General features: G+C 62.1%; 19 protein-coding genes. 10 read left to right on the forward strand and 9 right to left on the reverse strand.

Annotation, left to right across the window (positions count from 1 at the left end; genetic code table 11):
* Positions 1-25 precede the first annotated feature (25 nt).
* From N3C12_06555 to N3C12_06580, 6 genes are read left to right on the forward strand one after another with little or no spacing between them, the layout of a single operon-like run.
* Positions 26-982 carry a hypothetical protein gene (locus tag N3C12_06555; GenBank protein MCX8072093.1) on the forward strand — a complete coding sequence of 319 codons (957 nt, stop codon included), beginning with the start codon at positions 26-28 and terminating at the stop codon, positions 980-982.
* On the forward strand, positions 979-1,914 hold the full coding sequence (locus N3C12_06560; GenBank protein MCX8072094.1) for an ABC transporter ATP-binding protein: 936 nt from the start codon (positions 979-981) through the stop codon (positions 1,912-1,914). Before N3C12_06555 ends, N3C12_06560 begins: the two co-directional genes overlap by 4 nt.
* On the forward strand, positions 1,907-3,685 hold the full coding sequence (locus N3C12_06565; GenBank protein MCX8072095.1) for a hypothetical protein: 1,779 nt from the start codon (positions 1,907-1,909) through the stop codon (positions 3,683-3,685). Before N3C12_06560 ends, N3C12_06565 begins: the two co-directional genes overlap by 8 nt.
* The gene (locus N3C12_06570) at positions 3,682-4,452 is read left to right on the forward strand and encodes an ABC transporter permease (protein ID MCX8072096.1); all 771 of its coding nucleotides are present in this window, start codon (positions 3,682-3,684) and stop codon (positions 4,450-4,452) included. Before N3C12_06565 ends, N3C12_06570 begins: the two co-directional genes overlap by 4 nt.
* Positions 4,449-5,864: a hypothetical protein gene (locus tag N3C12_06575; protein MCX8072097.1), complete on the forward strand. Its 1,416-nt coding sequence runs from the start codon at positions 4,449-4,451 to the stop codon at positions 5,862-5,864. Before N3C12_06570 ends, N3C12_06575 begins: the two co-directional genes overlap by 4 nt.
* The gene (locus tag N3C12_06580) at positions 5,861-6,643 is read left to right on the forward strand and encodes a prepilin peptidase (protein MCX8072098.1); all 783 of its coding nucleotides are present in this window, start codon (positions 5,861-5,863) and stop codon (positions 6,641-6,643) included. The genes N3C12_06575 and N3C12_06580 overlap by 4 nt, the downstream gene beginning before the upstream one ends.
* A 19-nt stretch (positions 6,644-6,662) precedes the next feature.
* Here the strand turns inward: N3C12_06580 and N3C12_06585 are convergent, their stop codons facing one another.
* Genes N3C12_06585 through N3C12_06610 form a run of 6 tightly spaced genes read right to left on the reverse strand, consistent with a single transcriptional unit; the run spans position 6,663 to position 12,859 of the window.
* Positions 6,663-7,064, reverse strand: a complete 402-nt coding sequence (locus tag N3C12_06585; GenBank protein ID MCX8072099.1) for a RidA family protein — start codon at positions 7,062-7,064, stop codon at positions 6,663-6,665.
* A gap of 23 nt (positions 7,065-7,087) precedes the next feature.
* Positions 7,088-9,229, reverse strand: coding sequence for a bifunctional (p)ppGpp synthetase/guanosine-3',5'-bis(diphosphate) 3'-pyrophosphohydrolase (locus N3C12_06590; GenBank protein ID MCX8072100.1), 2,142 nt, complete (start codon positions 9,227-9,229; stop codon positions 7,088-7,090).
* Positions 9,226-9,786 carry a cytidylate kinase family protein gene (locus N3C12_06595; GenBank protein MCX8072101.1) on the reverse strand — a complete coding sequence of 187 codons (561 nt, stop codon included), beginning with the start codon at positions 9,784-9,786 and terminating at the stop codon, positions 9,226-9,228. Before N3C12_06595 ends, N3C12_06590 begins: the two co-directional genes overlap by 4 nt.
* Before the next feature lie 58 nt (positions 9,787-9,844).
* The gene (locus tag N3C12_06600; GenBank protein MCX8072102.1) at positions 9,845-10,711 is read right to left on the reverse strand and encodes a YicC family protein; all 867 of its coding nucleotides are present in this window, start codon (positions 10,709-10,711) and stop codon (positions 9,845-9,847) included.
* A 1-nt stretch (position 10,712) separates the two neighbouring features.
* On the reverse strand, positions 10,713-11,744 hold the full coding sequence (gene rfaE1 / locus N3C12_06605) for a D-glycero-beta-D-manno-heptose-7-phosphate kinase (GenBank protein ID MCX8072103.1): 1,032 nt from the start codon (positions 11,742-11,744) through the stop codon (positions 10,713-10,715).
* Positions 11,741-12,859 carry a DegT/DnrJ/EryC1/StrS family aminotransferase gene (locus N3C12_06610; GenBank protein ID MCX8072104.1) on the reverse strand — a complete coding sequence of 373 codons (1,119 nt, stop codon included), beginning with the start codon at positions 12,857-12,859 and terminating at the stop codon, positions 11,741-11,743. Before N3C12_06610 ends, rfaE1 begins: the two co-directional genes overlap by 4 nt.
* Positions 12,860-13,611: 752 nt before the next feature.
* Between N3C12_06610 and N3C12_06615 the strand changes: the two genes are divergently transcribed.
* Genes N3C12_06615 through N3C12_06625 form a run of 3 tightly spaced genes read left to right on the forward strand, consistent with a single transcriptional unit; the run spans position 13,612 to position 14,365 of the window.
* A complete protein-coding gene (locus N3C12_06615) occupies positions 13,612-13,899 on the forward strand; it encodes a phage integrase N-terminal SAM-like domain-containing protein (protein MCX8072105.1) in 288 nt (95 codons plus the stop codon).
* A gap of 11 nt (positions 13,900-13,910) precedes the next feature.
* The gene (locus N3C12_06620; protein MCX8072106.1) at positions 13,911-14,144 is read left to right on the forward strand and encodes a hypothetical protein; all 234 of its coding nucleotides are present in this window, start codon (positions 13,911-13,913) and stop codon (positions 14,142-14,144) included.
* The gene (locus N3C12_06625) at positions 14,129-14,365 is read left to right on the forward strand and encodes a tetratricopeptide repeat protein (GenBank protein MCX8072107.1); all 237 of its coding nucleotides are present in this window, start codon (positions 14,129-14,131) and stop codon (positions 14,363-14,365) included. The genes N3C12_06620 and N3C12_06625 overlap by 16 nt, the downstream gene beginning before the upstream one ends.
* Before the next feature lie 909 nt (positions 14,366-15,274).
* Here the strand turns inward: N3C12_06625 and N3C12_06630 are convergent.
* From N3C12_06630 to N3C12_06640, 3 genes are all read right to left on the reverse strand, one after another.
* Positions 15,275-15,826, reverse strand: a complete 552-nt coding sequence (locus N3C12_06630; GenBank protein ID MCX8072108.1) for a hypothetical protein — start codon at positions 15,824-15,826, stop codon at positions 15,275-15,277.
* 572 nt (positions 15,827-16,398) lie between these two features.
* Positions 16,399-16,899 (reverse strand): carboxymuconolactone decarboxylase family protein, encoded by a 501-nt coding sequence (locus tag N3C12_06635; protein MCX8072109.1) that lies wholly within the window; start codon positions 16,897-16,899, stop codon positions 16,399-16,401.
* A 597-nt stretch (positions 16,900-17,496) separates the two neighbouring features.
* Positions 17,497-18,582, reverse strand: coding sequence for a glycosyltransferase family 9 protein (locus N3C12_06640; protein MCX8072110.1), 1,086 nt, complete (start codon positions 18,580-18,582; stop codon positions 17,497-17,499).
* Between N3C12_06640 and N3C12_06645 the strand changes: the two genes are divergently transcribed.
* A complete protein-coding gene (locus tag N3C12_06645; protein ID MCX8072111.1) occupies positions 18,581-19,459 on the forward strand; it encodes a glycosyltransferase in 879 nt (292 codons plus the stop codon). The genes N3C12_06640 and N3C12_06645 overlap by 2 nt on opposite strands.
* Positions 19,460-19,558 lie beyond the last annotated feature (99 nt).

Genomic DNA, 19,558 nt, shown 5'->3' on the forward strand with positions numbered 1-19,558 from the left:
ACTCTCCACTTCAAAAGCGGTCTGGATGGCTTCGGCAAGACTGGCCAACGGCCATGTGGGTCGCCTCCGTCGTTGGCTGGTCGGCCTCGCGGGGATTGGCGTCGCTGCGGGAATGGTTTGGACAACGGTTTTTACTCAAACTCAACTGGCCCGCACCCGGGCGGAGTTAGGCGATCCTCCCGAGCTCATTTACGCTCCGCCGGGGAAATTCCTGCAGGTTGTCTCGCTTGGCTATCGGCACGCCTTGGCTGACGTTCTCTGGTTTCGCACCATCGATTACTTTGGACGGCATTACCGTGGCGACCGTATCTACCCTTGGCTTGCGGAAATGTGCGAGCGCGTGACCGACTTGGATCCTGCGGCCGTGCACGTCTACCGCTTCGGTGGCGTTATCCTGCCGTGGGAAGCGAACGAGGTTGATGCCGGAATCGCGCTGCTCGAGAAGGGCGTGCGCAACCTGCCGCACTCCTGGGAGCTCCGGTATATGCTCGGCTTTTCGTATTACTTTTTCCGCGACGATCTCGAGGCGGCAAGCCGCGAGCTCCGTGCCGCACTGGCTTTGCCGGATGCCCCGGGCTTTTTGGCGGGGCTTTTAGCTGTGATCGACGCCGCCCACCGCGGGCCGGAGGCCGCCATGGAGTTTCTGCAAGCGGCTCTCCGGACAACCACGGTACCAGAGGTGCGGGAGACGATTGAAGAACAACTCCGCGAACTCGCATTTGCGCGTGCCTGGGCGGAGATCGAGCAAGCGGTGCGAATCTATCGGGACCGCTTTGGAGTCCCACCGCCAAACCTTAGCACGCTCGAAACTGCCGGGATTCTTTCTCGCGTTCCCGCCGACCCGTTTGGCGGTGGCTTCGTGATCGATCCCCAAACCGGGACCGTGCGCGCGACTACTGGGCGCACGCCGAAAAAGCTTGGCAGCAGCAAAATTCGCGAGGCGATCCTGAAGGGCAAGCGGAGTGACGAGGGCCAGCCATGAAGACGGTACTGGAGCTCATCGGCCTTTCGAAGCACTTTTATCACCCGTGGACGTACCGACGCATGCTGGCCGTGGAGGATCTCTCCTTTGCCGTGGAAGAAGGGGAGGTTTTCGGTTTGATCGGCCACAATGGAGCGGGGAAGACCACAACCTTCAAAATGCTCACCGGTTTGCTTCGCCCCACGCGAGGTCAGATTCTCTGGTTCGGGCGTGTCGAGACCGGGCTTGCCGCTCGCCGTATGGTCGGTTTTGCGCCGGAGCAGCCCTACTTTTACGACTACTTGACGGTGCGGGAGACCTTGGACTTTTACGCGCACCTCTACGGCTTGTCGCGCGCGGAGCGCAAATCGCGGATTGACGAGCTTGTGGAGCGGTTTGGCTTGGGTCCGAAGTTAGATGCCCGGCTGCGCACGTTGTCGAAGGGAAACCTGCAGCGCGTGGCCGTCGCCCAGGCCATTTTGCACCGGCCGAAACTCGCCATTCTCGACGAGCCGATGTCGGGCCTCGATCCGGTGGGCCGCCGTTCGATGCGCGATCTGATTGCGCAATTGGGCGCGGAGGGCACAACAGTTCTCTTTTCTTCTCATGTGCTGAGCGATGCGGAAATGCTCTGCCACCGCGTGGCCATTTTGGCGCGCGGGCGGTTGCAAGAGATCGTCGAGCTCAACGGCGCCGCCCAAGCGGAATTGGGCTATCGCGTCATAGTGACGGGCGTGCCACCTGCGCTGTGGCAGCAGTGGCAGCGCACTGGTTGGCAAACCGAGGGCAGCCCGGAGCGGGCCACACTGATTCTTTCTGGAACCGAGCACTTGCAAGGGGCGTTGCGCGAGTTGCTGCAAACCACCGCGCGAATTCAATCCGTTGCGCCGGTGCGCTGGTCGCTCGAGGAACGTTTCCTCCGATATATGCCTCCTGGGTCTGTTCATGATTGAAACCATTCGCCTGAGCCCGGCCGTTGCAACGGTATCGCAAGCCCGCGCCCGCGTACCAGTTGGGCCCCGGATTTGGGCTCTCCTGGTGGGCGCAGCGATCGTGCCGTACCTCAACGCGCTCCAGGCTGGCTTTGTGTTCGATGACTGGATCCAAATACGCGGAAACCCAGCACTGAGAGGTGAACTCGATTGGTTCAAAATCCTCGCCGTTCCGCTATTCCCGGGAAATTTGTACCGCCCGCTCACGATCGGCACCTTCGCCCTCGATCACGCTTGGTTCGGCTGGGAAGCGTGGTGGTTTCATCTGGTGAACCTGCTCGTGCACGCGGGGGTGACGTTGTCGGTCGCGTTGTTGGGCTTTCGGCTGTTTCCGCGCCAACCCGCGTTGCCAGTGGTGGCAGCATTGTTGTTTGCGGTGCACCCGATTCACACCGAAGCGGTCACCGGGCTGGTTGGCCGCGCCGAGTTGCTCGCCGCGCTGTTCTCGCTGGCGGCAATGCTCTCGGCCGTGCGCGCCGACGAGCAGCGGCAGCCACGGGGGCAACGCTTGTGGATGGCACTGGCGTTGGTGAGCTTTACCGCCGCCCTCTTGTGTAAGGAAAGTGCGATCACTGCTTTACCCTTGTTGCTCCTGCTGCGAGTGGCGCTGCGACACGAACGTTGGTGGGCTGGCCTGGGAGCCGAGTTGCGCAAACTCGACTGGCTGGCCTTCGCTGCCTGTGCAGGAGCTGTGTTCCTGCTGCGTGCGCTCGCCCTCTCTTCGGAACCAGGAGTGGAAGCGCCAGATCCGATCGATAACATTCTCGCCTCGGTGCCAGCTTGGCAGCGCATGGGTACGGCTTTGGCCATTCAGTGGGACTATTGGTCGCAGTTTGTCTTCCCGCTGGTGCTGAGTGCAGATTACTCGTACCCGCAAATTGTACCCGTAAGCTCGCTGCTGAATTTCGGCACCATTGCGGGATTGGCGCTCCTTGTTGGCACTGTGGCGTGGGGGATCCGCGCGCCGGGGCCTACCGGCTTCGTGCTCTTGTTTCCGTGGGTGGCGTTTGCGGTCACCTCGAACCTCTTGTTCCCCATTGGCACGGTGCGCGGAGAGCGGCTGGCGTACTTCCCCTCCGTTGCCTGGTGTTGGTGGCTGGCCGCGGTGCTGGTGTACATCAGCCGTTTTGTACGCCCGTTCGTGGCTCTGCTCGTGGTGGCGTTCCCGGTGGTGGCATACGCTGGCCGGACGTACGTGCGGAATTTCGATTGGCGGGATCAGGCCACCCTGTTTGCCCGTACCGCGCAAGACGCCCCTCGCAGTTCGAAGGCACTGAAAAATCACGCCGTCGCGCTGCGCGATGCTGGGAAGTTCGCCGAAGCTTTGGAGGTGTACGGGAAGGCGTGGGTGTTGTATCCCTTCGACAAAGGGATTGCCTTTGGCAGCGGCGAGGTGGCCGACCGTTTGGGCCGTCTGCCGGAGGCAGAATTTTGGTACAAGAAAACGTTGGAGCTGGAGCCTCAGCACGCGGGGGCGTTGAACAATTTGTGCCGGCTGTTTGTTGCGCAGGGTCGCTGGCAGGAGGCGGAAGACGCTTGCCGCAGTGGTTTGCGGCTGCAAGCTGCGCAGCCGAATTTGTGGAAGGGGCTGGGTCTTGCCTGGATTGGCGGCGGTAAGCTGGAGCAGGGCAAGGAAGCGCTGAACATTGCCTTGCGCTTGCAGCCGAACGACCGCGCGCTGCGCGATTACTTGCAGGGACTTTCTCAGCCGAAGGAGGAGGCAGGGCGATGAGCCGAGTTTTCGCGATTGCCGTCAACACTGCCCGTGAGTCGATCCGGAACAAGGTGCTGTACTCGGTGATGTTCTTTGCCGCCTTGTTGATTGGCATCGCAAGCGCATTTGGGGCCGTTTCGCTGGGCGACAGCATTAAGTTCGTCAAGGACTTTGCTCTAACCGGCTTGTCGCTGTTCGGTGTCGCCGCCACGGTGGTGCTCGGCGTGACGATGGTGCACAACGAGCTGCAACGACGGACGATTTACAACGTGCTGTCCAAACCCGTAAGCCGCGGTGAGTTCTTGTTGGGCAAGTACCTCGGGTTGATGGCCACCTTGCTGGCGATGGTTACGGGGATGGCGTTTGCGGTGTTTGTGGTGCTGGGAGCGCTGGAAGGTGCACCGGACTGGAACCTCGTCCCCGCCATTCTCATGATGCTCGCCGAAATCGCCATCCTCGCGGCCGTGGCGGTGTTTTTCAGCACCGTGGTGGTGACGCCAGCCCTCGCGGGCTTGTTTACTGTGGCCGCATTTATCGCCGGGCGATCCGCGTCGTGGCTCGCGCACTTCAGGGGCGACGAGTTCCCTGCGGCGTTGCGCGCCGTGGCCGCCGTGCTGCAACGCGTTTTGCCGCAACTCGATCAGTTGTACGTGGCCGACCGCCTGATTGCTGGCCAAACGCTGCCGGCCTCTTTGTACGCTTGGGCGGTTGCGTACGCCCTCTGTTACGTGGCCGTTTTGTTGGCTGCCAGCTTGGTGTTGTTCCGCCGCCGAGAATTCGTGTGACCGATTCCGCCCAGAGCGCGCCCGCGCGGGTACAGTGGCTTGGTGCCCTCCTGGTCGTTTTGGCCGGGGCTGGTGCTCTCTCCCCAGTGCTGGGCAACGGTTTTCTCTACGTCGCCTTCGACGATCCGGGCTTTGTCACCGAAGTGGAGACCATTGGTCCCTGGACGTGGCAACGCCTGTGGATGTGCTTCGACCGCTTTTACCTGTACGACTACGTGCCGTTGCCCATGGTGTCGTTTCTTTTGGAGTACCAGCTTTGGGGCCTCGATCCCCTCGGATATCACGCCACCAACTTGTTGTTTCACGTGCTGAACGCGGTCCTCGTCCAGCGCTGGGTGAGCCGCACGTTGGACAGTGCCGTTGCCGGCGTGCTGGCGGGTGTCGTGTTTGCCGTGCACCCCGTGCAGGTAGAGGCCGTGGCCATCGTTGCCCAGCGGAAAACGCTCTTAGCGGCGTTCTTTCTCCTGCTAGCGCTGTTGGCCTACGGCCGGTACAAAGCCGGCGGAAGCAGCGTGTGGAACGGCGCGGGGCTCGTTGCCTTTGCCGCGGCATGCTTGTCGAAGTCGAGCGTGGTTCCATTTCCCCTCCTGCTTTTCCTGTACGACTGGTTGCGCACGGAGCGCTGCGAGTGGCGCAGCAAGTGGGGCTACTTCGTACTCGCTGCGGCAACGGCGCTTCTCAGCGCCTACGCAAAGATGGGCGTGGTGGTTCAAGCTCCGCATGGGGAGAGTGTGTGGGTGAGTGCCCTGGTGGTGGGCCAAGTGTGGTGGGAGTATCTGGTGGCGCTGTTCGCGCCGGCGGGCCTGGCGCCAGCGTACTACTACCAGCGCTCGCAAATCGGTTCGCCGCTCAATTACGTGTCGTTGCTCGGGTTGCTGGTTTTGGCACTTAGTGTGTGGAGGATGCGGCAGCGGATGCGCCGCACTGCATTTACCCTCGCTTGGATCGGGCTTTGCCTGCTGCCGGTGTCGAACATCGTGCCTATCGCGGTGCTGCGTGCTGACCGTTACCTGTACCTCCCCATGATCGCGTTTTCTTTGTGGGTGGGCGCGCTGCTCGCGTGTGCACGATTGCGCGAAGGTGGGAAACGGTGGGCTTTGGGGACCGCGCTCGCACTGTGGTGTACTGCGCTGGCGTGGCAGAGTCATGCCTACGCGGCAGTGTTTCGTGACGATGTGACTGCTCGCGGCCGCGCGGTCGAACGGCACCCGTGGGCGGCGCCGGCGCACTACTTATTGGCGCTCGCTTGGATCCAGCGGGGCGATTGGCAGCAGGCGCACGCCGCGGCGCAGGCTGCACTGCAGCGCGATCCGCAGTTTTCCCGTGCGCAAGAGTTGCTGGCACGGTTGGAGGCAGCCGATCCGGTTCTTCGCCCCGCAGGGGAAACCGGCAACGCGGAAGCAGGGAAATGACGGAAGCCTGGTTCCTTGCGTTCGCGTTTGTCGTGGGCGCCGCGGTGGGTAGCTTCCTCAACGTGTGCATTGTGCGGCTGCCGCAAGGAAAGTCGATCGTGCATCCCCCTTCGGCCTGCCCGAAGTGCGGAGCTTCCATCCCTCCGTGGGACAACATCCCGTTGTTGAGTTTTCTCCTTCTCCGCGGGCGATGCCGCTACTGCCAAGAGCCGATTTCGTGGCGCTACCCGCTGGTGGAGGGGCTCACGGGTCTCCTGTTCCTCGCCAATGTGGTCATGTTCGGTGCCACACCGTGGGCCGCAGTAGCCTGTATGTTTTCGGCAGCTCTGGTGGTGGTCACGTTTATCGACTTGGACCACCTCATCATTCCCGACGTGATCAGTTTGCCCGGCATTGTGGTTGGCTTGGGGCTCGCCTTGTTCGGTTGGGGTCCGAGTTTGGTGGATCGGGTGTTGGGCGTTTTGCTGGGTGGCGGTCTTTTGTGGGCGGTGGCTGCGTTTTATGAGTGGGCGCGGCGCCAAGAGGGCATGGGAGGTGGTGACATCAAGCTCCTTGCCATGATCGGCGCTTTCCTCGGTTGGCGAGGGGTGTTGGTGACCCTGCTCGTGGGATCCTTAACGGGTGCCGTGGTCGGCGGCGGTCGGATCTTGCTTCGCCGATCCCAAGCCGGGGTGCCGATTCCGTTTGGACCCTTCCTCGCGCTCGGCGCAATCGTGGCGCTCTATTGGGGAGAAGCGCTGCTCGCTTGGTACATCGAGCTGGCGGCAGGCTCGCCGTGAGGCGAGCCCACTCCGGGCGTTAGCCGGGGGGTCGCCGGTAGGCCACGGCTTCGACTTCGATGCGGGCGCCGCGGGGCAGACTGGCAACGCCAACAGTGACGCGTGCTGGGAAAGGGGGCGAGAACACGCTGCTGTAAATTTCATTCACTGTGGCAAAATCGGCCAAGTCGACCAGATACAAAGTGGTCCGAACCACCGTGGAGAGCTCGCCTCCGGCAGCGCGCAACACGGCGGCAAGATTGGCCAGAGCTTGTCGGGCCTCCGCTGCCGTGCCGCCAGCGACGAGCTCGCCGGTTTTGGGGTCGAGGCCAATTTGCCCGGAAAGGAAAATCCAATCTCCGGCCACGATCGCTTGCGAATACGGCCCAATCGCCGCCGGAGCGAGCGATGTTGCCACGGCTTCATGTTGTTTCGATTCCACGGGGAAAGCCTCCTGTCGTGCGCTCACGAGCGCGCCCTAGCCACTTTCACTACGCCGCGAACCTTGGCGACATTGCGCAGCAGGCGCTGCAGCTGATCGATGTGTTGCACCGTGACTTCGAACACGTTGAGCGCCTTCTGATCCGGGAGCTCCCGCACGGTGGCTCGGTTGATGTTCACGCCCACCGCGCTGATTGCCCCCGACACGGCGGAAAGCAAGCCCGGCTGGTTCACGCAGACCACTTCGAGCCGAACCAACTGCTTCGCTTCTGCATCGCTCCGCCAAGTCACATCCACGCGGCGCTGCGGATCGCTTTCCAACACCCGCGGGCAGTCGATGCTGTGCACGGTGACCCCTCGGCCGCGCGTGAGAAAGCCAATGATCCGCTCTCCCGGCACGGGGCTGCAGCAGCGGGCAAAGCGCACCAGCACATCGTCGATCCCACCGACAACCACGCTCGGCGGTTCAGTGCGGCGCATCCGCTTGAAGAGCCGCCGCCAGCCGGTTTCTTGAGCACCTTCTTGCAACTGCTCTGCAGGAACCAACTTCGCGAGGACCTGACGGGGGGTGAGGCGACCGTAACCAATTGCCGCGAACAAAGACTCTTCGTCGCGCACGCCAAAGGCTTGCAGGACCGCGGGAAAGTCCGGCTGCTTCCGCAGCTTGGCGTAGTCGAGGTGATACCGCGCACAATCACGTTGCAAGAGCTCGCGCCCAATGGCCACACTGCGCTCTCGTTGTTGCTGCTTGATCCAGTTGCGAATCTTTTGCCGGGCGCGCGCCGTCTTGACGAAGTTCAGCCAGTCGCTGCTCGGCGTTTGGTTCGAGGTCGTAATAATTTCCACCGTGTCGCCGTTGCGCAGGCAGTAGCGTAGGGGCACGAGGCGACCGTTCACGCGCGCCCCGGCGCAGTGGTTCCCCACTTCGGAGTGAATGCGGTAGGCAAAATCGATGACCGTGGAGCCTTCGGGGAAGGACAAGCAGTCGCCCTTGGGCGTAAACACCACGACCTCGTCGCTAAACAGGTCCTCTTTGACCAGGCGCAGAAACTCCTGGGGCTCCGATGGATTTTGCAGCCACTCCAAGAGCTGCCGCAGCCAGGTAAAGCGCTCGGCGTCTTGCCCGTCCACGTGTTTGCCGCCCTTGTATTTCCAGTGCGCGGCAATGCCCATTTCGGCCACGCGGTGCATTTCGTGGGTGCGGATTTGCACCTCCATCCGCTCCCCGTACGGACCAATCACCGTGGTGTGTAACGACTGGTACATGTTACCTTTAGGGAGCGCGATGTAGTCCTTGAACCGCCCCGGCACCGGCTTCCAGTTGGCGTGGATGACCCCGAGCGCTTCGTAACACTCGCGCACCGTGCCCACGATGATCCGGAAGGCGATGAGGTCGTAAATTTGGTCGTAGTGCAGGTTTTGCGCCTGCATCTTCTGGTAAATCGAATAGAAGTGTTTGGGCCTTCCGGTAACCTCGGCTTCGATTCCGGCTTCTTCCAGCTTGCGGCGGAGAATGGCGATGACCTCGGCAATGTAGCGCTCGCGCTCCTCCTTACGTTTGGCCACGGCCCGCTTGAGTTGGTAGTAAACCTCGGGCTGCAAGTAGCGCAGTGCCTGGTCTTCGAGCTCGCTTTTCATCCAGTAGATTCCCAGCCGGTGCGCGAGCGGTGCGTAGATGTCGAGAGTCTCCTGGGCAATCTCGATTTGCCGCTCGGGGCTCAAGGCATCCAGGGTGCGCATGTTGTGGGTACGATCCGCGAGTTTGATGAGGATCACGCGGATATCCCGTGCCATCGCCAGGAGCATTTTGCGGAAGTTCTCCGCTTGTTTCTCCTCGCGGCTGGTAAAGGAGATCTGGCTAATTTTCGTCACGCCATCGACGAGCGTGGCCACTTCCGGACCGAACTGGCGCCCGATTTCGTCGAGCGTGGTGAGCGTGTCTTCCACCGTGTCGTGCAGGAGCGCGGTGGCCACGCTGGCGGCATCGAGGTGGAGCTCGGCGATGATTTTGGCCACCTCCACGGGATGCGTGAAATACGGCTCGCCGGAAGCGCGCTTTTGACCGCGGTGCACGCGCTCGGAGAACTCGTAAGCCCGGGCAATGAGGTTCACGTCAGCCGCGGGGTCGTAGCTGCGTACGGTTTCGATGAGATTCTCCAGCTTCATTCGGCGACTGGCTTGCCTCCATTGTGGCGGAACCGAATCCGCGCCGCGCTGGCGATCACCTCGGCAATGTCCTCCGGCGCAGCGTGGTCCGTGCAGTACACCAGGTCGTAGAGGGAGGTGTCGTCGAGGTCGAAGCCGTAGATTTTCCGGTAGCGCTCCCGGTCGGCGCGTTGGCGGGCTTCGTTGGCGCGGAGTTTTTCTTCCGCATCTCCGCCCTCACGGGCTTGCACTCGCTGGGCGCGCACCTCGGGGCTCGCGGTTAGGTAAACCTTGAAGCTTGGGATGCCCAACTGCCGGGCGAAAAACGCCACCAAGCGGCCCTCGACGATGGCGTTACCCTGCCGCAAATGGCTGATCATGAGCTCGTCGAGCTGGCGGTCGATCGAATGGTCCACCGCGCAGAGCTGGTTGAACTGCTCGAGCGTCAGGCCGCGCCGCTCAGCTTCGCGCCGGTACAGGTCGCCAGCATACACGTGTGGCAGCCCAAGCCGTGCGCTGAGCAGGCGCGCGACGGTGGTTTTTCCGCTACCCGGAGTGCCTGAAATGGTGATCAGCATGGTCAACGCCCTTTAAGGTAAGGCTCGGCCCTAGGGAGGGGCAAGAGCGCCCAGACGTTCACTCGAGGTTTTGCACTTGTTCGCGAATTTTTTCGAGCTCGCTGCGCGCGTCGACCGTCAAGGCGGTGACCTCGGGATCGGCGCTCTTTGCCGCAATCGTATTGAACTCGCGCTGTAACTCTTGGAGGAGAAATTCGAGCCGCTTGCCAACTGGGCCCGCTTGTTTGAGGAGGGCACGAGCTGCCTTCAAATGGGTAGCGAGGCGGACCAGCTCCTCGGTGACGTCGCTGCGTTCCGCAATGAGCACTGCCTCTTGGAGCAGGCGCTGCTCGTCGATGTCGCGACCGCGCAGCAGTTCCCGCACACGTTCGCGCAGGCGGGCAACGAGCTGCGGGAGGATGCGCTTCACCCGCTTGGCAATCTCTCGGCGATACTGCTCGAGGGCAGCGAAACGGCGGCTGAGGTCAGCCGCTAAGGCCTTGCCCTCGCGCTCTCGCTCTTTGTTCCAAGCGCGGAGGGCAGCCTGCAAAGCTTGGCGCACGCGGCGCTGCTCTTCTTGCGGGGGAACCTTGCTTTCCTTGACCGTGAATAACTCGGCACGGTTGGTAAGTAGCTCAATCCGTAGCTCGCCGGCTAACTCGAGCGTCTGTTGCAGTCGGCGCCACGATGCGACGTACGCTCGCGCCAAGGCCTCGTTCGCTTCCACCTGCAGGACCGCCTCGCCGCGGCCCGTGCGACTAACGTTTACGTCAACCTTGCCCCGCGCAGCGTGGTGTTGCACCAGGGCACGGAGCTCGGCCTCCAGCGGATAGAGTTCTCGCGGCATGTTGAAGCGCACTTCCAGGCCGCGCTGGTTCAGCGAGCGCACTTCCACCGTCCAACTCCACGGTCCGCTCCTCACCGTGGCGGTGCCGAAACCTGTCATGCTACGCACGGGACCTCCGTTGTTTGCCGCGCCCGGGACCGGCACCATTGCGGGCGACCGCATTGAGAATTTCGCCGGGCGTGACCGTTGCGGTGCCCAATTTGCCCACCGCGATGCCGGCAGCGACATTGGCGAGCGATACCGCCACCTCCAGGGGGAATCCTGCTGCGAGCGAGAGAGTGCAAACCGCTGCCACCGTGTCCCCGGCGCCGGTGACGTCGTACACATCCCGTGCCTGCGTCGGAAAGTGCTGCGGAGGCGCTTGCGCACGAAACAGGCTCATGCCGGCCTCTCCGCGGGTGATGAGCACAGCTTCGCAAGACCAAGCCTCCAGCAGCCGTTCGCCAGCGCACCGCAGCGAGGCGTCATCGCGAATCTCGATGCCGGAAGCTTCCGCGGCTTCGTGTTGATTGGGGGTCATCAGCGTGGCTCCGGAGTAACGGCCGAAATTCGGCTTCTTCGGGTCGATGACTAAAGGCCAGCCGGTGGCGCGGTGCAGCTCGCTCAGGCACGAGAGGAGTTCGGCAGTCACTGTGCCCTTGGCGTAATCGGATATGAGGACCGCGTCGTAGCGGCGGTTGTGGCGGCGCAGGAATTCGATCACGCGTTTCGTGGCGGCAGGAGGGTGCTCGACCTGCTCTCGATCGAAGCGAACCACCTGTTGGTGGTGGGCGATCACGCGGGTTTTACGGGTAGTCACCAAGCCTCGGGTGCGAATCACGCCGGAGGTATCCGCGCCGATGCTCTTGAGTTCCGCCAGGATGCGATCGCCTGCACGATCGCTTCCTACCACTCCGCACACCGTCACGCGGGCGCCCAAGCTGCGCAAGTTGTGCGCCACGTTGGCCGCGCCACCGAGGTGGGTGGACTCCCGTTCGATACGGACGACAGGAACCGGTGCTTCCGGGGAGATGCGCTCCACCGTGCCCCAGAGGAATTCGTCGAGCATCAAGTCGCCAACCACGAGCACGCGGGCTTGGGGCAGTTTTCGCAACAGGCGCTGGACTTGCTCGGGGCGGAGATCAGGACTCACCGTCTCACCTCGGCAATCGTGCGGCACACCTGGTCGACCTCGTCTTCCGTCATTTCCGGGTAAAGCGGCAAAGCCAGGACTTCCTCACAGGCCTGTTCGCTTACTGGCAAACTGCCTGGTCCCTCGCTCCAGGCTGCGAATGCGGGCAGGAGATGTAACGGAGTTGGATAATGAATCGCGGTGCCAATGCCAGCTTCCTGCAAGTGGTGAGCAAGCCGTGCTCGATCGCGGCAGCGCACGACAAATTGGTGGTAAACATGCACGGAGTCGGCGAACTCGGCTAGCGGTTGGACCCCCGGAACAGCGGCGAGCAGTTTTCGGTAGCGTTTGGCGAGTGCCCTGCGCTGCGTATTCCACGTTGCCAGGTGCGGCAACTTTACCCTGAGCCAAGCCGCTTGCAGCGCATCGAGGCGTGAGTTGCACCCGACGTCGACGTGTTCGTACTTGCCAACCTGGCCGTGGTCACGCCAAAGACGCACGCGTTCGGCAATATCCGGGTCGTTGGTTACCACCGCACCCGCATCGCCAAGGGCGCCGAGGTTTTTCGTCGGGTAGAAACTAAAGGCTGCGGCCTGCCCCCAAGTACCCACTGGGCGGGCGCGCAAGGCAGCGCCGTGCGCTTGTGCGGCATCTTCGAGAACTCGGAGTCCGAAGTCGGTTGCCACGGCCAAAATTTCTTCCATTCGTGCCGGTTGCCCATACAGGTGCACGGCAATGACTGCCTTGAGCGGTACTCTTTCTGCCGCGGCACGAAGCGAGGCCGCATCGAGCGTAAGCCCAGCGGGCTCGACATCCACAAAGACAGGCCGCGCGCCGAGCAAGCGCACGGCCTCGGCCGTTGCCGCGAAGGTGATCGCAGGTACGGCGACCGCATCCCCGGGGCGCACCCCGAGCGCGCGCAACCCGAGCACGAGCGCGTCGGTGCCGTTCGCCACGCCGACTGCGTAACGCACCCCGCACCAAGCAGCGAACTCCCGCTCGAAGGCCTCGACCTCGGGTCCGAGCACAAACTGCGAAGAATCCAGTACGCGCGCAAACGCAGCGACAAGCTCCGCCCGTAAGCGCTCGTGCTGCACTTGCAAGCGCGCCAGGGGAATCGGCATGGCCGCCGGCATAACTGAGGAGTTCCGTGGATTCAACGAATGAAGCACGAATACAGCGAGGCGTGGCCGAGCCATGGTCTGCAGCGACAGCGGGCTCACAGCGGCCACACGCGCTCGGATGACAAGCCGCGACTCGCACCGCCCCGCTTGCTCCTCGCCCTCTGCTGGGGCAAACCGCTCGGTTCGAAAAAGGAGTCCGATCCGATTGATCGCCCGTTGCGAACGGCGCAAAGTGCAGCACCGGGTGCGGGGCAGGTGGTGCCGTGGGGAACACGGGAGGGGAACACCTGTGGTTTGCAAGCAGATACAATGAGGAAATTCGTCCAAGATCTCCCGCGCCATGCCTCGTCGTGCGGATCTTCAGGATCTGCCGCATGCAGCTGACAAGGGCGGCCCTCCTCGGTGTTCCGACAGCAAGTAGGTACCGGCGGAAGCGCTGAATGACAGGATTGGGGGCCGCGAGCGGCGCTGCCACGTGCAGCGCGCACCGCACCAGCCCTGCCCGCTGAAAACCGGGGCGCTGGCCGCAAGTCTCCTCACTGCGGCGGTGGAGCGGTGCCGCACGAGTGAACGCGCGGTGATTTGTCGCTGCGGCAGGCGGGTGACTGGAGCGGCGAGGCAATCGACGTGGCCGCGGTAGCGGTTTCCGGCAGGCCCACCGCGGCAGCGTTGGATGTGACCGGGTAGTTGCGGTTTCAGCGATGTTGTTTTCTGCCAATCTCCGCGCTGCAAGGTTGGACTATACACGCATATCATCCAAAACGATGAGCGTTCAGTCGAGCGACGACCGAGTCGCGGGCGCGAGGTCGAAATGGCTCGACCGACTACGTCGAGTGCTGGTGACTCGTCATTACAGTGGCCAGACGGTACGAGGCTACGCGATGTGGATCAACGAATTCATCGTTTTCCGCGGCGAGCGCCATCCTGCGGAGGTTGGCGAGCTCAAAAACAAGGCTTTTCTGACCCAAGGGGCCTTAAAGGAACGGGTCGCCGCCTTTACACGGAATCGAGCCTGTTCAGCTTTGCTCGCTGGTAAGAGTGAAGCCAAATAGGAGGTATCACTGTGACAGCAGCACGGCTGGTCACGCTGAGTAGTTTGTTTCTCACCATTCTGTGGGGCATTACGCCGCTGGCACACGCTGGCGGTGCAAGTGCGGAGTGGGAAGCGCTCAACAAGCAGGTTGTGGAACTGTATCGGCCGGGGAATGACGAGCGGGCGGTGGAGGTCGCTCAGCAGGCCCTTCAGGTTGCCGAACCAACGTGGGCCCGGAGCATCCCCACGTGGCGATCAGCCTGAACAACCTGGCGCTGCTCTACCAGATGCAAGGGGACTACGCGAAGGCGGAGCCGCTCTACGAGCGCTCGCTGGTGATCAGAGAGAAGGCCCTTGGCCCGGATCATCCCGATGTGGCGACCGGCTTGGAGCACCTTGCGGATCTTTACCGTGCCACGGGACGTCGTTCAGAGCCAGAGGCGCTCGAGCAGCGCGCGGCGAAGATCCGTGCCGCGAAGCGTTGACGAAGCGAACGACCGTGGGCAGTTGCCGCTCCGCGGCATAACCCCAGTTTGATGTCCGTCGCTTAGGCCATCCTGGGAGCCGGGGCCGCACACGAGGAAGAAGATTCGAGTGAATGCCCTCACTGGCGAGCGCCGACGAATCCTGCGGTCGTCGCCGGGAGCGGTTCGAGGGCCAGGACCCGCTTCGGGCGCACGGGAAGATTGCGGGCGAGCACTTCCACTCGGCCAAGGACAAACGGGGGTTACAGTCCTCCCTGGCGAGGGGCATCTCCGAGGTTGAGAGAGCACATTGGTTCCTCCGGGGCGGGTAGTTGGCGATTATTTTCCCGGGTGCGCACCGGCTTCAGTGAAATCTACGCGACCTAGAGGTGATCGCGATCGAAGAGATCTGGCCAACGGGGCGACTTCACAGGTACTTCGCCAGGCTGTGCGGTCTCGCTCGCCGCGACAGCGCCGCCTCGCTGGGGCCTCCCTCGTTGGGCTCAGCGGACGGCCTTTTCTCCGAGTTCCAAGAATGGAGTGCGCCAAGGTCTTCCCTTTCATGCGGCTGTTACTCCGCGAAGTTTGCCTCCGTCGCTTCGCTGCTGAGCTAGCGCCGACAGATCGCGCGATATTGGCCGCCGTTAGCGTGGGCCTAACAAGCCACAGAAGCGCACCGCGGCGAGTTCGAGGTGTGCGGGCGAAGATGCTCGGCACGCATCGTGGGCGTCTCGCGCTCGGCCGTGGGCTAGCGGCGATCTGTTCGGCAAAGGGAGTTACCGATGGCAGAGATCGATGAGCCAGTGGAGGCGCAACCACAGTGGCTCGCGCTCCTCGCCCCCGAGGCGAAAGCAACCTTGCCGGCAGGCCTCGATCAGCATCTGTGTCGCTTCTGATTCAAGCTCACAACCACGGTCGCCTACAAACTCCCTAACGCACCTGTAAGAGCCAATGCGCGTTCACAGCGTGACAGGAATTCTGCCACACGCGCTCGTACAACGCGACGCCGCCCCACGGCTGGCGCAAGTTCAGTGGGTTGCGCGAACGCTGGCTGGAGCGCGCGCGTGTCGCCGGTTGCCGGGTCGACGTGGTTGCAGGACTCCCGATTCGGTGCCACGCCGCATTATGCATTTGGATCGTCTTTCCCTGGCTCCATGTGGAACTTGTGGAGGATGCGGTGGAACACGGGTGCGAAAACAGCCCCGCGACGATCAGAAACACCAGCCCTGCGTAGAGCGCATAAAGCGCCGCAAAGATTTTCCCTAACGCGGGTCCTAGATCGCCGACTGGTCCCATGCCGCCAAGAAGCATCGCCCCGTTGAGGAATGCGTCAACCCAGCGCTGGCTGCTCAGCACATGGAAGCCCAGCGTGCCGAGGGTAAGCGAGCCCAAAACCAGCAGCAACGCCCAGCCGCCGTGACACGCAAGTCGTTTTACGAAAGCGCGCCGACTTAGGAGTCTCTGCCGATGATGTTCGTACACGGGGCCCTCCTGATCTGACTCAGCGAATCAGCCTAACGTGTACTGGTCAGGTGTCAGCCAGCGCAAGCCGGACGTCGAAGCCCACAGGCGGGTTGGCCATAACGGCAGCCCTCCGGGTGGAGTTCGTTGCGTGCACGAAGTCGAGCATAATACCCAAAATCCGCTCTGGAGCTCTCTGAATGTTCTTGCGGCTCGAACTCCGTCAAGTCCTCGTCTGTTTCTTCAGCCGAAACAACGTCAACATCGGTCGTAAGCCACCGGATGTTCCCGCCGGGTCCCTGCCCCCGGGCTGGATTGTGTCGGCAGCCTAAGTCCCTAATCGTAAACATCGCCACCCACCCGCCGATTGGGTGTGCGCCTTCGTGAGTAGGCACGGCCGCGCCATCGCCTTGCTTCCTCATGTTGCGCGTGGAAGCTTTGACGAAGACGGGTCCCTTGTTGGGGTGTAGCGAAGCGACGAAAACGGCCGGGTTGCCGGCCGTGATCAGGCGAACGCGGAGTTCTTCGTCGCTATCCTCCGACGTTGACGATGTGACTCAACTGATCTGAATCAATCCGCAGGGAGTGGGCGATCATGTTGAAATAGGTTTCGCTGGCGCACAGCCAAATGATCTCCACCACCTCCTCATCGGAAAACTGTTTCCGCAGTTCCTGAAAGACTCCGTCGGACAAATCGTGTGTTCGACAAGGTCATCGACAGCCGCCAGCAAGGCCTTTTCACGGTGCGTAAAAGCAGGGCTTGTTCGCCAATCCAGTAGATGCGCGAATTTCTCAGTTCCGAGCTTGGCACGGATGGCTTGTGCCGTGACCAGATCATGGCAAAAGCTGCATTGGTTTACTTGACTCGCGCGCACCAACGCCAGAAAGCGCAAATCCTGATCGAGTCGCAGCTTCTTTTCCCGGACGTAATCGATCAACCCGGATATGGGAATCAGGGCGGGCTTTCGCGAGTAAACCACTTTCAACGGTGTGATGACTTTTCCAAATCGTCGGATGGATAGCCACCGGGCAAACTTCCAGAGCCAGGAGTTGCCTTTTTCAAGGCCACCGATTCTTGGTTCTTGTTTCGTCATGTCTCGCCATCCGTGCGCGTTGCCGATGCTTACTGCTTTTCCTGCGGAAACGTTGCCGTCTATTGAAAAGCCCGCTGTCTTCGACAGGCTGCTTGCGCAGTGCTTGGAGGAGAGTTTTGGTTATTTCAAGTGCAGAACCGAGGCGACGATGACTCCGTTGAAATAGGGTTTTGCCGGGGAGCATGGTTGATCGGGACAGCAGAGCCCCGCAGGGTTGCGAGCGAGCGTGACTTGCCCGGAATCATAGGTCTGGCTCCGAGCTAACTGTCCGGAGGAGAAAATCAGCAATGGGTTGATTCTGTGCGGACCTCTCGACCCGCTCCCTCGACGCTGAAAATGTGAGAAAAGCGTTGAAATTCAGCTCCGCGATCGCCGAGGGGTGCCACACCGTGTTCAAGTGTGAGCGCCCATCGGGCCACATCTCTTCTCCCGCAGGTGCCGTCTCAGCGGCAGGTTCGCCAGCAGCTTCTCAGCGCAAGTTGCGCGCGGATTGGATGCGCTGGGAGCCGACGACGCGACCTCGAGCTGTGCGGTGCCTGTGCGGCTCTGGCCTGTGCAATGCGTTGTGGATCGCAGAGATGCAGCGGGCAGGCGAGCTCAACTGCAACTGGCGCGCAGCAGTTGTTGCGCAGCTTGCCACACGGTGTCGACGGAAAGTCGCTGTGTCATGCATAAGAAGTACGGGCAGCGTGCTCCGAGACAGCGCGGACACTGCTGGCCAACGTCGGGCAGTAGCGTGAGCACGCGCGGTCCGAGCGGTTGCCACCGCTCTGGGCGCTGTGACCGAAGCGGGGAGTACAAAGCCACCGTGGGCGCACCGAGGAGCGCCGCTAAGTGGGTGGGCCCAGTGGAACCACCGATGAACAAACTGCAGCGTTGCAGCGCGACCGCCAGCTCGCCCAAGCTCAGGGCCCCGCAAAGATTCACGGCTGCGCTGCCGATGCCGGAGCAAACGCGAGCGGCAAGGGCTTGCTCGCGCATCGTCCCGGTGACCACTACGCGGTGGCCGGCCTTCGCGATCCGCTGCCCGAAAGCGGCATAGGCAGAGGCGTCCCAGTTCAAAGCGGAGCCGGCACTCCCCGGGTGAATCACGGCCCACGACTCGCCGGAGAGACCGTGCTGGCGTAACAGCGCTTCGACACGTTCTACCTCATGATCGCGCATCTGCCAGCGCAACGGAGGCACGGCCTGCGGTGGTGCAATCCCGACTGCAGAGAGAAGTTCGAGGTTCAACAAGCTCTCGTGAATCGCCCGTCCGCGGCGATGCTGGCGCACTCTGCGGTTCAGCAAGAAAGAATAGGCGCGATATGCAGTTCCGATGCGCAGAGGTATGTGGGCAAGCCACAACGCAAGTGCCAGTCGTGGTGTGGGATGCACCAAAATTGCGGCATCGAAGCGCCCAGCCAAATCCCGCGCGAGCGCCCGGAGTTGTCGCAGGCCGGAATGTTTCGCCTCAATGTCGACGAGCACTTCGCTAACGTCGGGGTGGTGCTCTGCCGCTTCACGGTTGGCAGGCGAGGCGAGGACACTGACGCGCCACTCTGGCTGCGCTGCGCGCAAGACTTGCGCCATGGGTAGAGTGAGCAACATGTCGCCGAGGTGATCCGTTCGCACCAAAAGCACGCGTGCGTGGCGCCCGAGGGATTGACTCGCAACTCCGAAGTGCCGATCGTGTGGCCGCATGCGTGTTAGTGGCTTTACCTTCGTGCGCAATGCCATCGACTTGTATTACCCGATGGTGGAATCGATCCGCTCCATCTTGCCGATTTGCGACGAGTTCATCGTTGCGGCGGGTGATTCCACAGACGGCACCACGGAGCTCCTCCGTAGCATCGGTGACCCGAAGATCAAAATTATCAAAACCGTCTGGGACCCAGCGTTGTTCGTGCAAGGGCGCACGAATGCGCAGCAAACCAACATCGCCCTCGATGCGTGTACCGGTGATTGGGCTTTTTATCTGCAAGCCGACGAAGTCGTCCACGAGGACGATTTGCCCACCATTGTTGCCGCGATGGAGCGTTACCTGAAGGACCCGCGGGTGGAGGGTTTGCTGTTCGATTATCTGCATTTTTTCGGCGACTACGACCACTACATGATTGCGCACGGTTGGTATCGGCGAGAAATCCGCATCGTGCGAACCGGCATCGGTGTGCGCTCTTGGAAGAGTGCGCAAGGCTTTCGCCGCAACGGGAAGAAACTCAAGGTGAAACACTCCGGGGGACGAATTTTTCACTACGGCTGGGTGCGCCCCCCGCAGCGCATGACCCGCAAGACGCACTCTTTTCTCACCCTGCACCGAGGGCGCGAAGAGGCAGACAAAAACTTTCCGGATCTCGAGCAGCCGTTTGATTATGGGCGGTTGCACGGCAGGGCGCGGTTTACCGGGACACACCCGGCAGTGATGCGCGAGCGCATCGCGGCAATGAATTGGGAGGTGCGGCCGGGCAAAGCAAAGATGCGCCACGACACGTTGCGGATTCGGCTGTTAACGTTTTTAGAAAACCGCATTCTCGGCTTTCGCTTGGGAGAGAACCGAAACTACATCGAGTTGCCCGACTGATTGCGTGATGGGGCAAGACTCGTTGTATGGAAGACGATTTTGCTGCTCCGTCCAGCCGGCGGAGCATCGAACGCGGCACGGCGCCACGGTTGCCCACGT

The sequence above is a fragment of the Candidatus Binatia bacterium genome (genome assembly GCA_026415395.1).
Taxonomy (GTDB): Bacteria; Desulfobacterota; Binatia; order HRBIN30; family HRBIN30; genus HRBIN30.

Excerpts from the sequence above, each read along its gene's own strand:
- N3C12_06645 (MCX8072111.1), top strand. The coding sequence starts at position 18,581 with ATGCGTGTTAGTGGCTTTACCTTCGTGCGCAATGCCATCGACTTGTAT.
- N3C12_06615 (MCX8072105.1), top strand. The coding sequence starts at position 13,612 with ATGAGCGTTCAGTCGAGCGACGACCGAGTCGCGGGCGCGAGGTCGAAA.
- N3C12_06555 (MCX8072093.1), top strand. The coding sequence starts at position 26 with ATGGCTTCGGCAAGACTGGCCAACGGCCATGTGGGTCGCCTCCGTCGT.
- N3C12_06600 (MCX8072102.1), bottom strand. The coding sequence starts at position 10,711 with ATGACAGGTTTCGGCACCGCCACGGTGAGGAGCGGACCGTGGAGTTGG.
- N3C12_06590 (MCX8072100.1), bottom strand. The coding sequence starts at position 9,229 with ATGAAGCTGGAGAATCTCATCGAAACCGTACGCAGCTACGACCCCGCG.
- N3C12_06580 (MCX8072098.1), top strand. The coding sequence starts at position 5,861 with ATGACGGAAGCCTGGTTCCTTGCGTTCGCGTTTGTCGTGGGCGCCGCG.
- N3C12_06560 (MCX8072094.1), top strand. The coding sequence starts at position 979 with ATGAAGACGGTACTGGAGCTCATCGGCCTTTCGAAGCACTTTTATCAC.
- N3C12_06595 (MCX8072101.1), bottom strand. The coding sequence starts at position 9,786 with ATGCTGATCACCATTTCAGGCACTCCGGGTAGCGGAAAAACCACCGTC.
- N3C12_06565 (MCX8072095.1), top strand. The coding sequence starts at position 1,907 with ATGATTGAAACCATTCGCCTGAGCCCGGCCGTTGCAACGGTATCGCAA.
- N3C12_06610 (MCX8072104.1), bottom strand. The coding sequence starts at position 12,859 with ATGCCGGCGGCCATGCCGATTCCCCTGGCGCGCTTGCAAGTGCAGCAC.
- N3C12_06640 (MCX8072110.1), bottom strand. The coding sequence starts at position 18,582 with ATGCGGCCACACGATCGGCACTTCGGAGTTGCGAGTCAATCCCTCGGG.
- N3C12_06635 (MCX8072109.1), bottom strand. The coding sequence starts at position 16,899 with ATGACGAAACAAGAACCAAGAATCGGTGGCCTTGAAAAAGGCAACTCC.
- N3C12_06570 (MCX8072096.1), top strand. The coding sequence starts at position 3,682 with ATGAGCCGAGTTTTCGCGATTGCCGTCAACACTGCCCGTGAGTCGATC.